At 75.5% G+C, this 14,020-nt stretch carries 11 protein-coding genes; 4 read left to right on the top strand and 7 right to left on the bottom strand.

Annotation, left to right across the window (positions count from 1 at the left end):
* Positions 1–80: 80 nt before the first annotated feature.
* The 7 genes from ACFRQN_RS22200 to ACFRQN_RS22170 all read right to left on the bottom strand — a co-directional run bounded on the left by ACFRQN_RS22200 (position 81) and on the right by ACFRQN_RS22170 (position 7,400).
* Positions 81–275: a hypothetical protein gene (locus ACFRQN_RS22200; RefSeq protein ID WP_074003148.1), complete on the bottom strand. Its 195-nt coding sequence runs from the start codon at positions 273–275 to the stop codon at positions 81–83.
* A 22-nt stretch (positions 276–297) separates the two neighbouring features.
* Positions 298–489 (bottom strand): hypothetical protein, encoded by a 192-nt coding sequence (locus ACFRQN_RS22195; RefSeq protein ID WP_074003146.1) that lies wholly within the window; start codon positions 487–489, stop codon positions 298–300.
* A gap of 48 nt (positions 490–537) precedes the next feature.
* Complete coding sequence (locus tag ACFRQN_RS22190; protein ID WP_074003145.1) at positions 538–726, bottom strand: hypothetical protein; 189 nt, start codon at positions 724–726, stop codon at positions 538–540.
* A gap of 40 nt (positions 727–766) precedes the next feature.
* Positions 767–958, bottom strand: coding sequence for a hypothetical protein (locus tag ACFRQN_RS22185; RefSeq protein ID WP_049659012.1), 192 nt, complete (start codon positions 956–958; stop codon positions 767–769).
* 124 nt (positions 959–1,082) lie between these two features.
* On the bottom strand, positions 1,083–3,311 hold the full coding sequence (locus ACFRQN_RS22180; protein WP_380741635.1) for a peptidase domain-containing ABC transporter: 2,229 nt from the start codon (positions 3,309–3,311) through the stop codon (positions 1,083–1,085).
* Positions 3,308–6,670, bottom strand: coding sequence for a type 2 lanthipeptide synthetase LanM family protein (locus tag ACFRQN_RS22175; protein ID WP_380741634.1), 3,363 nt, complete (start codon positions 6,668–6,670; stop codon positions 3,308–3,310). The genes ACFRQN_RS22180 and ACFRQN_RS22175 overlap by 4 nt, the downstream gene beginning before the upstream one ends.
* A 334-nt stretch (positions 6,671–7,004) precedes the next feature.
* The gene (locus ACFRQN_RS22170) at positions 7,005–7,400 is read right to left on the bottom strand and encodes a helix-turn-helix transcriptional regulator (protein WP_074003144.1); all 396 of its coding nucleotides are present in this window, start codon (positions 7,398–7,400) and stop codon (positions 7,005–7,007) included.
* A gap of 109 nt (positions 7,401–7,509) precedes the next feature.
* On the opposite strand from ACFRQN_RS22170, the gene ACFRQN_RS22165 reads away from it, so the two are divergent.
* The 4 genes from ACFRQN_RS22165 (at position 7,510) to ACFRQN_RS22150 (ending at position 13,626) form a co-directional block, all read left to right on the top strand.
* A complete protein-coding gene (locus ACFRQN_RS22165; RefSeq protein ID WP_380741633.1) occupies positions 7,510–9,492 on the top strand; it encodes a heavy metal translocating P-type ATPase in 1,983 nt (660 codons plus the stop codon).
* Positions 9,493–9,611: 119 nt separating this feature from the next.
* Positions 9,612–10,556: a DUF5996 family protein gene (locus ACFRQN_RS22160; protein ID WP_117485613.1), complete on the top strand. Its 945-nt coding sequence runs from the start codon at positions 9,612–9,614 to the stop codon at positions 10,554–10,556.
* 102 nt (positions 10,557–10,658) lie between these two features.
* On the top strand, positions 10,659–11,579 hold the full coding sequence (locus tag ACFRQN_RS22155; protein WP_380741637.1) for a siderophore-interacting protein: 921 nt from the start codon (positions 10,659–10,661) through the stop codon (positions 11,577–11,579).
* Between the two features lie 130 nt (positions 11,580–11,709).
* Positions 11,710–13,626, top strand: coding sequence for a glycoside hydrolase family 5 protein (locus ACFRQN_RS22150; RefSeq protein ID WP_380741632.1), 1,917 nt, complete (start codon positions 11,710–11,712; stop codon positions 13,624–13,626).
* The last annotated feature ends 394 nt before the right edge of the window (positions 13,627–14,020 follow it).

The raw sequence follows: 14,020 nt of genomic DNA, 5'->3' as shown, positions 1-14,020 counted from the left end.
GCCCTCGGGGGAGGGCCGGACCCGACGCCCGGTGCGGGATGGTGCGGAGTGGTACGGGGTGGTGCGGAGTGGTGCGCGGGTCAGCAGCAGCCGTAGCTGAAGCTGCCGCAGGTGCCGCACCAGCTCTGGTCGGTGCTGCTGCAGAAATCGTTGTTGGTGAAGGCCTCCTCACCGCCGCTGAGGGCGGTCAGGTCCGGCTCGCCCAGCGGGTGGCCGGGGGCGGTGCGGGCCGTCTCGGGGTCCTTCCAGGACCGGACGGTCTCCTCGTCGCTCATGGTCCGACTCCCTCCGGGCCGCTCAGCAGCAGCCGAAGCTGAAGCTGCCGCAGGTGCCGCACCCGGTCTGGTTGGTGGTGCAGATGTCGTAGACGGTGATCTGCTCCTCGCCGCCGCTGAGGGCGGTGAGGTCGGGCTCGCCGACCGGGTGGCCGGGGGCGGTGCGGGCCGTCTCGGGGTCCTTCCAGGACCGGACGATGTCCTCGTTGCTCATGGTTCGACTCCTTCGGGGTCGTTCGGCGGGGTCGTTCGGCCGGGGCGTTCAGCAGCAGCCGAAGGTGAAGCCGCCGCAGGTGCCGCAGGCGGTCTGGCCGGTGCACATCTCGAAGACGGTCACCGGCTCCTCGCCGCCGCTGAGGGCGGTGAGGTCGGGCTCGCCCAGCGGGTGGCCGGGCGTGGTGCGGGCCGTCTCGGGGTCCTTCCAGGACCGGACGGTCTCCTCGTCGCTCATGGTTCGACTCCTTCCGCTCCGGGTCGGGGGGTACGGGCCGTCAGCAGTGGGTGCCGGTGGCCCAGGTGGGGCAGCAGCCGCCGGTGCCGAGGGCCTCGCTGCCGCCCTCCTCGTCGGACAGGCCGCCGACGAACAGGCCGAGGTCGACCTCGCCGGACGGGTGGGCGGGGGCGACGGCGCGGGCCGCGTCCTCGGGGTCCTTCCAAGCACGGGCGGTGCTGTTGTCGCTCATGGCGTTCCTGCCTCTCGGTGGTGGTTCCTCGACCGGACGGCCGGGCGGCCGACCGGGGTTCGTGGGGACGGGCGTCGAGCGGCCCGTCGGAACGGTGGTCCGTCGGAACGGTGGCCCGTCGGCTTCAGCGGCTCGCGGCGGGGCGCACGTCGGTGTCGGCCGCGCCGAACAGCAGGCGGTACGCGCCCTCCTGCTCGATCAGCTCGTCGTGGCGGCCGCGTTGGACGATCCGGCCGTGTTCGAGGACGAGGATCTGGTCGGCGTTGCGCACGGCGTTCAGCCGGTGGGAGACGACGATCCGGGTGACGGCCAGCTCCGCGAGCGCGCCGTCGACATGGCGTTCGGTCTGCGGGTCGAGGTGGCTGGTCGCCTCGTCGAGCAGCAGCAACCGCGGCCGGTGCACCAGGGCCCGGGCCAGGGCGACCCGTTGGCGCTGGCCGGCCGAGAGCGCCGACCCGCTCTCGCCGACGGGCGTGTCGTACCCCATCGGCAGGGCCAGCACGTCCTCGTGCAGCCCGGCGATCCGCGCGGCCCGGACCACCTCGGCGTCCTCGGCGTCGGGCCGTCCGAGGGTCAGGTTGTCCCGGATGCTGCCGCCGAACAGGCTCAGCTCCTGGAGGACGGCGCCGCAGTGGGCGCGCAGGTCGGCGAGGTCGAGCCGGTCGATCGGCACGCCGTCGTGGCGCACCGTCCCCTCGTCGGGCGGGAGCAGCCCGAGCAGCAGCAGGGCCAGGGTGCTCTTGCCGGACCCGGTGCGGCCGACGATGCCGAGCTTGCCGCCGGCGGGGACGGACAGGTCGATCCCGCTGAGGGCCGGCGGGCCGGACGCCTGGTAGCGGAAGGTCAGCGCGCGGACGTCCACCGAGGTCGCCTTCCGGGTGGTGAGCCGCAGCCGGCCGCCGGTCTCCGCCGGGGCGTCCAGGACGTCGAAGAGGCGTTCCACCTGGGCGTTGACGGTGAGGTAGAGCTGACCGGTGGTCGACAGGGTCTCCAGCGGCGCCAGGACGGACAGCACCAGGCTGTTCGCGGCCAGCATGGTGCCCAGGGTGGAGCGGCCGGTCATGACCATCCAGGCGCCGACGCCGAGCATGAGCAGCGGCCCGAGCGAGGTCATCGCCCGCTGCGCCCCGGAGAGCCCGGCGGTGGCGCGTCCGCGCCGCAGCATCGCGCCCTGGTAGCGGGTGAACAGCCCCTGCCAGTGCTCCACGGCGCGGCTCTCCACGCCGTTCGCCTTGAGCGGCAGGATCGCCTCCAGCGCCTCGACCAGGTAGCTCTGCTCCTCCGCCTTGGCGACCAGCTCCAGCTGGGCGAGGTTGCGCAGTCGGCGGTGGGCGTGGACCACCAGGAGCAGCTGGAGCAGGAACAGCGGGGCGACGGCGAGCAGGTAGAGGGGCTGCAGCAGCACGACGGCGACCAGGTAGCCGACCAGCAGGACGCCGTCCAGGGCCACGGTCATCAGCTGCTGGGTCAGGGTCTCCCGGGTGCTGGAGACGCTGGAGGTGCGCATCAGCAGGTCGCCGCGGCCCCGTTCGAGGAAGAACCGCAGCGGCAGCCGGAAGAGGTGTTCGACGAAGGAGCGGGTGAGCACCAGGTCGCCGCGCCGGCGCAGGGCGAGCAGCGCCAGTGCGCGCAGGGCGGTCAGCAGTCCGGTGAGCAGGGCGATGCCGACGGCGGACAGGGCCAGCAGGACGGGCAGGTCGGTGCGGTGCTGCGGGAGGAGCGAGTCCACCACGGTGCGGGTGAGCAACGGGACGGCCAGGCCCAGCAGTTGCAGCAGTCCGGTGACCAGGGCGGTCAGGGCGAGCAGGGAGCGGCCGCCCGGGGCGGCCAGGAAGCGCCGCAGGTAGCGGACCATCGGGCGGTCGCGCAGCGGGGTGTGCCGCTCCTCGAAGGACTCGCCCGGCTCCAGGGCGACCGTCACGCCGCCGTACAGGCCGTCGAAGTCCTGCCGGGAGATCTGGCGGCGCCCGCCGGCCGGGTCGACCAGGCGGACCGACCGGCGGTCGACCCGCTCCAGGACGACGAAGTGGTGGGTCCGCAGGTAGGCGATGACCGGGCCGCGCAGCGGCTGCTCCAGTGCGGCCGGGCCGCGGTCGACGCGGACGGTCAGCCCGGCCTGCCGCGCCGCGTCGACGAGCACGGCCGCCGAGGCGCCGTCGCGTCCCGCGCCGAGCAGCGGGCGGCAGTCGGCCACCGTGGAGTCCCGTCCGTAGTGGCTGAGCACCATGGCCAGGCAGGCGGCGGCGCACTCGGTCCGGGTGAACTGCAGCCGCTGGGGCACCCGGTGGGCGCGCCGCCGGGAGCGCTCCCGGGCGGGGGCGGCCGGCCGGGCGGGGTCGGTCGCGGCGCTCACGGGGCCTCCTGCGGGGCGAGCAGCAGCACGGGGGCGACGCGCTCGGGCGCGGCGATCCGCAGCAGTCCGTGGCCGATGCCGGCCAGGCCGGTCATCAGGCCGGGCGTGACGATCCCGCCCGGGGTGCCGCAGACCGGGCCGCGCTCCTCGATCGCGGCCAGCAGGGCGTCGCGGGTCCGGGAGTGGTCGTCCCGGGCCCGGGCCACCCCGGCGCGGGCGGCCGCGGCGAACAGCTCCAGGTTGCCCAGGGTGCCGTGGCAGAGGCTGTCGTCGCCGATCTGGCCGGCGTCGGCGGTGGACCGCACGGCGCGCAGCAGCGCCCGGTCGCTCGACGGGGTGCGGACCCCGGCGGGCAGGTCGGCCCGGAGCAGTCCGATGCCGGGGGCGCCGTGGCACCAGGCGTGCACGGCCGCGAAGGTGCCCGGGGGAGGCGTGGCCCGCCAGGGCCGGGGGGCCTGCTCCCGGTAGTCCGGCCAGTTGTCGACCTCGGGGTCGTAGCCGGCCTCCTCGTAGGCGAGCGCGGCCTGGCCGGTGCGCAGCGCGGCCGCGTCCCCGGTGCGGGCGGCGTGCCGCAGCAGTGCCCAGCCGATCCCGCCGGCGCCGTGGGACATGCCGAGCAGCGGCCGTGCGGCGGGCATCGCGGTGCGCCAGGCGACGGTGCCGCCGGGGTGCGCCTCGGCCTTCTCCACCAGCAGCCGCGCGCAGCGCCGGGCGCAGTCGTGCGCGGCGGCGCCGTACCGGTGCGCCAGGGCCTCGGCCACGGCGAGGCAGCCGGCCGCCCCGCCGATCAGGTCGAGCTGCCGGTCGTCGTCGAGGGCGCCGGCCGCCGCGGTGAACAGGCCCGGTACGGGCTCCGCCAGGGCGGGGTCGTCGAGCAGCACGGCGGCGCAGTCGAGCGCGTACGCGGTGCCCGCGAGGCCGCCGAACGCCCCCCAGGAGCGGTTCGGTGTGTGGCGCAGCACGTGGGCCAGGTGCTCCGGGAACGGTGCCAGGATCCGCCGCGCCCACCGCGCGTAGCGCTCCTCCCCGGTGACGGCGGCGAGCTGGGCGAAGAACAGCGCCGTCCCGGGGTAGCCGCCGTACAGGTCGTCCCGCAGGGCGGTGACCCGCCACTGGTCCCGGCTCAGGTCGAGGCCGAGCCAGCCGGCCCGCCCGCCGTCGCGGCGCGCGTCGGCCAGCAGCCGGTCGGCGACGGACCGGGCGAGGCGCAGGGCGCGTTCGCCGGGGGAGCGGTCCGGGCCGGTGGCGGGCCCGGCCGGGCGCGGGCCGGTGCCCGCGGGCGCGGCACCGTCGGCTCCCCCGGTGGTGGCGCGGGCGGCGAAGGCGGCCCGGATGATCCAGTCCTGGGTGACCAGGTCGTGCTCGTCCATGGCGGCGACGATCCGCCGGGCCCGGTCGAGCCCCGACTCGGGCAGTGCCCGCGGCAGCGACCGGCCGCGGTGGGTGCGCAGGTCGCGGGAGCCGACGACGGAGCGGAACAGCGGGACGTCGCCGCTCCAGAGGTCCTCGGCTTCGAGCCGCAGCAGCGGCCGCTGGGCGGGGTTCCCGGCAGACTGGGCGAAGATCAGCCCGAGCACCCGGTCGCGGTCGAGCGCGTCTCGGGTGACGTCCGGGTGGGTGCTCTCGCCCAGCAGGTGGGCGTAGACCCGGGTGGCGCGGACGATGGTGCGGCAGGTGTCCTCGCGGAAGCGCTCCAGCGGGCCGTCCGGTGCGAGCAGCGCCTCGCGGTGGGCGGCGATGGCGCGGTAGCCGGCCTCGAACCCCGCCCGCAGGGACGCCAGGTGGTCGGCCGGGTCGACGTCTCGGCCGTCCAGGCGCGGCCGGTTCGCGCTGCCCTCGAAGGCGCGCTGCACCCGGGTCAGGCGCATCTCGTCGGTGCCGTCGCCCTCCCAGGTGGGCGACTTGAAGGGCATCACGGCGCCCTTGTCGGCGCCCATCCCGCCGACGTCCAGCACCGCGCCGCCGTCGCCGACCAGTACCGAGGGCAGCAGGCCCACCCGCTGCACCGAGTGGGCGAGCAGGTGCTGCGCCGGGTCGTCGTCGATCAGCGGGCTGCCGGTCAGGTGGGGCACGCCGACGTGGAACAGGGACTCCAGGTCGACCGCGACCGGGTGCTCCCCGACGGCGATCACGTTCTCGAAGTGGAAGTCGGTGGCGGCGGTCGCGTAGAGCAGGGCCAGCAGCGCCCCGAGGCGGTGGTAGAACCGCTCGGCGGCCGCGTGGTCGGCGCACGGCGCCGGTTCCACGTACTCGATCCAGCCGTACCCGCCCCGGTCCCACACCGCCACGGTGCCCGGGCCGGGGCCCGGCAGGACGGTGTCGTACCAGTCGACCAGGGCGTTGAAGTGCTCGTGGACGGCCAGCGGCCGGGGCTTGTACACCAGCCGGGCGCCGGAGGAGAAGGTCAGCAGCGCGACCGAGCGGCCCGCCTCGTGGCCGTCGCCGCGGCCCGTGCGCACCTCGGTCAGCTCGCCGGGGTCGCGCCCGGCGAAGAGCCGCTCGACCAGCGCGGGCCGGTCGGCGGTGAAGCGGTCGAGGAACTCCCGGTGCGCGTGGACGGCGTTCCGGGTGGCGCACGCCAGCAGCCGGGCCAGGACGGCGTACTCGTCCAGCAGCGCGGCCAGCCGCTCGGGCTCCCGCTGCCAGGCGATGAAGGCGTGGAAGCGCTCCTGCGGGGTGTCACCGCTCAACTGGCCGGACAGCCGGGCCACATGGAGTTCGAGGACGAGGGTGCGGCCGAGGACGGACACCAGCTGGTCCCGCAGGCCGGCGGTGAGCGAGCGCCGGGCCGCCGCGAGGACGGCGGCGGAGGGCTCGGTGGCGTCCGCGGTGCGGGCGGGTGCCTCCAGCAGGCGGAGGGCCTCGGCGAGGAAGGGCTCGACGACGGCCGCGAAGTCGGCGAAGCCGTGCCGGTGTGCTCCGTCGTGCCCCTCGTCGTGTTCCGTGGTGTCTTCCCCGTCGGGCGCCGGGGGCAGCCGTGGTGCGCGGGCGACGACGTCCTCGACGAACCGGGCCCAGGCCGGTTTGACGGTGCGGGCGGCCAGGCTGTCGGGGTGTTCGGCGAGCAGTCGGCGCAGCAGGGGCGGGTCGATGCCGAGCGCGCGGGCCTGGGCCTCGGCGGTGTCCGGCGTGTGGTCGGTGAACGCCGAGCGCCAGCGGGCCAGTCGGCGGTCGGCGCGCCAGCCGAGGCTGCCCTCCGGCGGGTTGTCGGCCACCGGGGCGGGCGGGTCGCCCTCGCCGCTCAGGCGTTCGGCCAGCCACAGGCCGCGGGCCCACCAACTCCCGGTCAGGGGTGCGCGGTTGACGCGTGACCAGGGCGGGGCGGCGGGCGCGGCATCGGGCGGGGTGTTCGAGGGCATGCTGGACTCCTGGGGCGCGGAGGACGGGCGATCCGGAGGCGGGCAGGCGGACGCTGCCGGGAACGGGCAGGCATTGGCAGCTGGTGTGAATGGCTGTCTTTCAAGGATTCATGTCAGCTGGTTTCCGCGATGCGAGTCTGCTCGGCTCGCGGCGGCCCGTCAAGTGGTGTGAATGACAATGCCCGAGTCATTCATCTCAGCTGCCACCACGGGCAGGCCGGTCGTGCCGTGAAGGCCGAACTGTGGCTCACGCTTCGGATGTTGGGCGCCGCCGCGCCTCTGCGGCGGGCCGCACGGGTGCCGTTGGCCGAAGCCGCGAGACCCGGCGCCGATCTCAGCGGGTGGCGGTGCCGACCGGCTCGTCCGCGTCCTGGGGGTCGTCGGCGTCGCTGAGGCCCAGGCGCAGGTGCTCGATGTGGTAGACGGCCTGGTCGAGCAGCGCGGCGACGTGGTTGTCGTAGAGCGCGTAGACGACCTGGCGGCCGTTGCGCCGGCCGATGACCAGGCCGAGGTTGCGCAGCAGGCGCAGCTGGTGGGAGCAGGCGGACTGCTCCAGGCCGACCTCGGCGGCGAGCTCGGTGGCCGCGCAGGGGCCCTCGCGCAGCCGGGAGAGGATCAGCAGCCGGGAGGGTGTGGCCAGGGCTTGCAGGGTGGTGGCCACCCGGGCAGCGCTGGTGGCGTCCAGGCGCGTGTGCGGGACGGCGGTGGCGGGGGTGGCTCCATGACCCATGCGGGCAATACTACAACTGATAGATGAAGGGGCCTTCATATGTTCATGTATCGTGAGTGAGTCACCGGCCCCGCCCTGCCCAGGCCTGCCCCGAAGGGTCCCGTCCGCCATGTCCTCCACCACCCTGACCGAACGCCCCGCGGCCCCGGGCGCGCCGCGTCCGGACACCGCGCCCCGGCGGCGCACCCGGGTGCTGTCGTTGCCCGAGGCCCGCTGGGCCGCCGCCGCGACGGTGCTCTTCCTGGTCGCGCTGCCGCTCCAGCTGACCGGCGCCCCCGCCTGGACCTGGGGCCCGCTGTACGCCCTCGCCTACGCCACCGGCGGCTGGGAACCCGGCTGGGCCGGGCTCCAGGCGCTGCGGGAGAAGACCCTCGACGTCGACCTGCTGATGATCGTGGCCGCGCTCGGCGCCGCCGCCGTCGGGCAGGTCATGGACGGCGCGCTGCTGATCGTCATCTTCGCCACCTCCGGCGCCCTGGAGGCGCTGGCCACCGCCCGTACCGCCGACTCGGTGCGCGGACTGCTCGACCTCGCCCCGGCCACCGCCACCCGGCTGCTGCCCGACGGCGGCGAGGAGACCGTGCCCACCGAGCGGCTGGCCGTCGGGGACACCGTGCTGGTCCGGCCCGGCGAGCGGATCGGGGCCGACGGGCGGGTGCTCGACGGCGCCAGCGAGGTCGACCAGGCCACCATCACCGGCGAGCCGCTGCCGGTTGCCAAGCAGCCCGGTGACGAGGTGTTCGCCGGCACCCTCAACGGCACCGGGGCGCTGCGGCTGCGGGTCGAGCGGGACGCCTCGGACACGGTGATCGCCCGGATCGTGCAGCTGGTCGAGGAGGCCTCCGAGACCAAGGCGCCCACCCAGCTGTTCATCGAGAAGGTCGAACAGCGCTACTCGCTCGGCATGGTGGCCGCCACCCTCGCCGTCTTCGCCGTCCCGCTGGCCTTCGGCGCGGCCTTCACCGGCTCGCTGCTGCGGGCGATGACCTTCATGATCGTCGCCTCCCCGTGCGCGGTGGTGCTGGCCACCATGCCGCCGCTGCTCTCCGCCATCGCCAACGCCGGACGGCACGGCGTCCTGGTCAAGTCCGCCGTCGTGATGGAGCGTCTGGGCCAGGTCGACGCCGTCGCCCTCGACAAGACCGGCACCCTCACCGAGGGCACCCCGCGCCTCACCGACCTCCGGCCGCTCACCGGCTCCGGCCTCGCCGAGGCGGAGCTGCTGGCGCTGGCGGCCGCGGCCGAGCACCCCAGCGAGCACCCGCTCGCCCGCGCCGTCGTCGACGCCGCCCGCGGTCGCGGCCTGACCCCGGCCGCCGCCGAGGACTTCGGCTCCACCCCCGGCGTCGGCGTCACCGCCACCGTCGACGGCCGGGTGGTCGCGGTCGGCGCGCCCGCGCGGCTGATCAACGGCCGTACCGACGCCGCGTGCGCCGAAGCCGCCGCGCTGGCGGCCGAGTTGGAGGAGGCCGGCCGCACCGCCGTGCTGGTCGAGGCGGACGGCGTCCCGGTCGGCGTGCTCGGCATCGCCGACCGGCTGCGCCCGGACGCCGCCGCCACCGTCGCCGCGCTGACGGCCCTCACGGGTACCGCGCCGATGCTGCTCACCGGCGACAACCCCCGCGCGGCCGCCCACCTGGGCGCCGAGGTCGGCATCACCGACGTCCGGGCCGGGCTGCTGCCGCAGGACAAGGTCGCCGCCGTCCGCGAGCGGGAGGCGGCCGGACGGAAGGTGCTGGTGATCGGCGACGGCGTCAACGACGCGCCCGCGCTGGCCGCCGCCCACACCGGCATCGCGATGGGCCGGGCCGGCTCCGACCTGGCGCTGGAGACCGCCGACGCGGTGATCGTCCGTGACGAACTGGCCACCGTCCCGGCCGTGGTGGCGCTCTCCCGGCGGGCCCGGTCCTTCGTGGTGCAGAACCTGGTGATCGCCTCGGTGTTCATCACCGCCCTGGTGGTCTGGGACCTGGTCGCCACCCTCCCGCTGCCGCTGGGCGTGCTCGGCCACGAGGGCTCGACCGTGATCGTCGGCCTCAACGGGCTGCGGCTGCTGCGCGAGGCCGCCTGGACGAGGGCGCGCGCCCTCTGACGGGTCCGGAACAAGGTCGGAACGAGGCCGGCGCGTCCCCCGGCGGGGCGCGTCGGCCGAGGCCGTGTGGGGGCCGGGTGCGGATGCGGGGCGGCCCCCACCGGCCTAGCGTGGCCCCCATGGAGCTGTTCCCCCCGATCCCGCTGGCCCAGTGGCAGGACTCCAAGGCGACGGTCCACCGCTTCGCCCAGGTCGTCGGCAAGATCCGCCTGGCGTGCAGCGTGCGGCGCAACCACTGGTGGAACGTCCCCTACCACCTCACCGGGCGCGGCATCACCACCCGCCCGATGGCCGTGCTGGACGGGGGCGGGACCTTCTGCGTCGACTTCGACTTCGTCGACCACCGGCTGGTGGTCTCCTCCTCGGACGGCCGCACGGCCTCGTTCCCGCTCACCGGGCAGTCCGTGGCGTCGTTCTACCGCCGTACGCTCGACTCCCTCGCGGCGGTCGGCGTGCCGGTCACGGTCTCGCACCCGTTCCCGTTCGACCTGCCCGACGCCGGCCGGCCGTTCACCGAGGACACCGAGCACGCCGCCTACGACCCGTTCTGGGTCAACCGCTACTGGCAGGTGCTGAGCCAGGTCAACCTGGTGCTGGAGGAGTTCGCCGCCGGCTTCTGCGGGAAGATCAGCCCGGTGCACCACTTCTGGCACACCTTCGACATCGCCGTCACCCGCTTCTCCGGCCGGGTGATCGAACAGCCGCGGACCGTCGACCCGGTGACCCGCGAGGCCTACTCCCGCGAGGTCGTGAGCTCCGGTTTCTGGTTCGGCGACGACTCCTTCCCGGACCCGGCCTTCTACTCCTACGCGGCCCCCGAGCCCGCCGGCCTGGCCGACAGCCCGCTCCGGCCCGGTGCCGCCCGCTGGGTCGAGCGCAGCGGCAGCCACCTGGCCGTCCTGCCGTACGACGAGGTCCGCGGCCGGGAGGACCCGCGTGCCGTGGTGCTGGACTTCTACGAGTCCGTCTACGAGCCCGCGGCCCGCCTGGCCGGCTGGGACGTCCGGGGCGAGGCCTCGCCCGGCGGCATCACCGACCCGGTGGCGGCCGGGAGCGGTGACTGACGGGAACGGCGGCTGACGGGAGCGGTGACTGACGGGAACGGCGGCTGACGGCGAACCAGGGCGGCTGTCCTCGGCGCAGAGTTTAGGTTAGCCTCACCTAAGCTGCGGTGCGCGTCGACGACGTACGGACCGGCACGGCCGCGGCGTCCGCCCGTTCGCTGGAAGGAGCCCGCCCTGTCCACCGTCACCGCTCCCGCCCGTTTCGCGCTCTTCCCCCTGCGCGTCGCCCGCACCGCCGGGCTCACCCCGCACCTGGTCCGCGTCACGCTCACCGGTGAGAGCCTCGCCGGGTTCGTCAACGGCGGCCTCGACCAGCGGGTCAAGCTGCTGCTGCCGCTCCCCGGGCAGTCCGGGCCGCTGATCCCGCCCGGCGACGGCGACTTCGGCTGGTACCAGAGCTGGCGGGAGGCCGACCCGCGGGTGCGCCCGGTGCTGCGCACCTACACCGTCCGCGGCCAGCGCCGCGACCCCGACGAGATCGACATCGACATCGCCGTGCACGGGGACCTCGGCCCGGGCTCCCGGTGGGCCGCCACGGCCGCGCCCGGCGACCGGGTGGTGGTCTGCGGACCGGCCGTCGAGGAGGCGGGCGGCGTGGAGTTCCGGCTGCCCGCCGACCCCGGCTGGGTGCTGCTGGCCGGGGACGAGTCGGCGCTGCCCGCCATCGCCGCCATCCTGGAGGAACTGCCCGCGCACCTGCCGGTCCGGGTCTTCGCCGAGGTGGACGGGCCGGCCGAGGAGGCCTACCTCCCGGCTCAGCGCGCCGGGGTCGAGACCGTCTGGCTCCACCGCCGCTCCGGCGCGCCGGGCCTCACCGGGGCGGTGCGCGCCGCCGACCTGCCGGACGGGCGGCCGTACGCCTGGATCGCGGGTGAGGCGGCCTCGGTGCGCGAGCTGCGCCGCCACCTGGTCGGCGAGCGGGGGATGGACCGGCGCGCGGTCTGCTTCATGGGCTACTGGCGGGCCGGGCGCACCGAGGACCAGCGAGCCGAGGACGGCCCGGGGGAGGACGCCGAGGACTGAAGCGGGGGGCCGCCGGGGAAGCGCCGCCGCATGCACCCTCCCGGAACATGAGGTTCCGTCATATTGTCGTTCTCGCCGACGGCGCGCCCGAGCGCCGGGTGACGGCCCGAGCCACCTCACCACAGCGGGGATGACGATGAAGAGTCTCGCGGCGCGCCTGCTCGCCCTGGTCGCGGCCCTGCCGGTGCTCGCCGTGCTGGCGGCGGGCCCCGGCATCGCGGCGCCGGACGGCGGGGCCGGGGCCCGGCTCGCCGCGTCCTGGACCGGCCCGCTGAGCACCCGGGGGCGCTACATCGTCGACGCCGGCGGCGACCGCTTCAAGCTGAAGGCCGCAAACTGGGCCGGAGCCCAGGGCACTTGGCAGGGCAGCGGGAACACCGACGACCCGGCGAACAACCAGGCCGGCCAGGTGTCGCACAACCTCCCGCTGGGCCTGGACCGGGTGCCGGTGGCCCGGCTGCTGGCCGACTTCCACGGGCTGGGCCTCAACAGCGTCCGGCTGCCGTTCGCCAACGCGATGATCCACGACACCGTCCCCGTGCCGGACTCCGCCGTCGCCGCCAACCCGCAGCTGCGCGGCCGGACCCCGCTCCAGGTGTTCGACGCCGTGGTGGCCGCGCTGACCGCCGACGGCTTCGCGGTGATCCTCAACAACCACACCACCAGCTACCGCTTCTGCTGCGGCCTGGACGGCAACGAGCGCTGGAACAGCGGCCAGTCGACCGCGCAGTGGGAGGACGACTGGCTGTTCATGGTGAACCGCTACAAGGCCGACAAGCGGGTGGTCGGCGTCGACCTGCGCAACGAGGTCCGCCGGGACGTCTGGGACGACCCCAACTGGGGCCTCGGCGACGCCCACGACGAGTACGCCGCCTTCGAGGAGGCCGGCAACCGCGTCCTGCGGGCCGACCCGGACCTGCTGGTCGTCATGGAGGGCATCAACTGGTACGGCATCCCCGCCGCGGGGTTCAGCCACGGCCGCCCGATGCTCACCCCGGTGCGCAACCTCTCCCACACCCTGATCGACTCCGGCAAGCTGGTCTACGCCGCGCACTTCTACGGCTACACCGGCCCGGCCAACACCGGCGCTGGCAGCGGCCCGGGATCCACCAGCGACCCGCGCTACCAGGACTTCACCCCCGAGCAGCTCGCCCAGGTGGTGGACGACCAGGCGCTGTTCGTCACCCGGGCCGGGCAGCACTTCACCGCTCCGGTGTGGATCAGCGAGTTCGGCGCGGGCGGCCGGGGCTCGACCGACGCCAAGGAGCAGGCCTGGCTGCACGCGTTCACCGACATCCTGGTGCGCGGCGACACCGACTTCGCCGTCTGGCCGCTGGTCGGCTGGGCCGACGCCGCCGGGCGGCCGCAGGACAGCTGGGCGCTGCTCTCCTACGGCCCGGACGGCGCCCGGACCGGCCTCACCGACCCCGGCGACTGGCGGGCCGCCGACTGGACCCGGCTGGTCGGCGCGCCGTCGGCGAGCGGCCCGGTGCCCGCCGTCGACCACTGGAGCATGCTCGCCCTCGACCACGCCGACCAGGTCCTCTCCCGGCGGATGCTGGCCCGCCCGGACTGGAGCCCCGGCAACCGCAAGGGCGACTGCCCGGACGGCCTGCGGCTGACCGCCCTCGCCCGCGGCGACAGCCGGGCCCTGTGCACCGACGCGGGCGAGCCGGCCGCCGGCGGCGGCGACTGGACCACCGTCACCGACGGGCGCTACGTCACCGCGGGGGACTGGGCGTCCGGCTACGACAAGCTCCAGTGCCCCGACCGCAGCCTCGCGGTCGGCTACAGCGTGCGCGCCAACGCCGTGGCCGCCCTGCTCTGCGCCCCGGCGGCCGGTCCGCTGCCGCTGACCGGCCGCACGGTCTGGTTCGACCGGGGCGACAACCGGCCCGCCACCGGCGGCTCGGTGGCGAGCGACTGGGCGCCGGGCCGCTACAAGGGCCAGTGCGCGGACGGCGAGTACCTGGCCGGCGTCGCGTCCACCTGGCAGCGCCTCCAGTACGGGGCCCCGGCCGCGCTGCTCTGCCGCCCGCTCGGCTGATCCGGCGGGCGCTCCGGGGCCGAATCGGCGGGCCCCGGGGCTGATCCGGCGGTGGCTGCTGGGCCGCTCCGGCGACGGGCGCTCAGCTGATGCGGCGACGGCCCGGACCCGATTCGGCGAGGGCTCCGGCGGTCCGGGGGCCGACGGCGGGAGCGGCCGCCCGTTGAGACGATGACGAACGATCAGAAGCCCGCCCCCGTGGTCGCATTCCCGCAGGTTGGACGCGTTCATGACGTCTTTCCTACGGGTCGGAACGACCCTTGACGGCGCAGGGCTTCTCTGCCAACCTCTCGGCAGGTCTGGACCATGATCGGCCTCTTCGACGGGGAGAGGACCGACGGCGCTCCGGCGGTGCGCAGGGGGGATCTGCGGGCCGGGCAGGTCGAGGCCGGGG

The sequence above is a fragment of the Kitasatospora sp. NPDC056800 genome (genome assembly GCF_042789775.1).
Classification (GTDB): Bacteria; Actinomycetota; Actinomycetes; order Streptomycetales; family Streptomycetaceae; genus Kitasatospora.
This window is presented reverse-complemented; position numbering and strand designations above follow the sequence as displayed.

What these genes read in the sequence shown, in the direction of transcription:
- ACFRQN_RS22200 (WP_074003148.1), bottom strand. Translation starts at nt 275, where the DNA reads ATGAGCGACGAGGAGACCGTCCGGTCCTGGAAGGACCCCGAGACGGCC.
- ACFRQN_RS22195 (WP_074003146.1), bottom strand. Translation starts at nt 489, where the DNA reads ATGAGCAACGAGGACATCGTCCGGTCCTGGAAGGACCCCGAGACGGCC.
- ACFRQN_RS22190 (WP_074003145.1), bottom strand. Translation starts at nt 726, where the DNA reads ATGAGCGACGAGGAGACCGTCCGGTCCTGGAAGGACCCCGAGACGGCC.
- ACFRQN_RS22185 (WP_049659012.1), bottom strand. Translation starts at nt 958, where the DNA reads ATGAGCGACAACAGCACCGCCCGTGCTTGGAAGGACCCCGAGGACGCG.
- ACFRQN_RS22175 (WP_380741634.1), bottom strand. Translation starts at nt 6,670, where the DNA reads ATGCCCTCGAACACCCCGCCCGATGCCGCGCCCGCCGCCCCGCCCTGG.
- ACFRQN_RS22170 (WP_074003144.1), bottom strand. Translation starts at nt 7,400, where the DNA reads ATGGGTCATGGAGCCACCCCCGCCACCGCCGTCCCGCACACGCGCCTG.
- ACFRQN_RS22165 (WP_380741633.1), top strand. Translation starts at nt 7,510, where the DNA reads ATGTCCTCCACCACCCTGACCGAACGCCCCGCGGCCCCGGGCGCGCCG.
- ACFRQN_RS22160 (WP_117485613.1), top strand. Translation starts at nt 9,612, where the DNA reads ATGGAGCTGTTCCCCCCGATCCCGCTGGCCCAGTGGCAGGACTCCAAG.
- ACFRQN_RS22150 (WP_380741632.1), top strand. Translation starts at nt 11,710, where the DNA reads ATGACGATGAAGAGTCTCGCGGCGCGCCTGCTCGCCCTGGTCGCGGCC.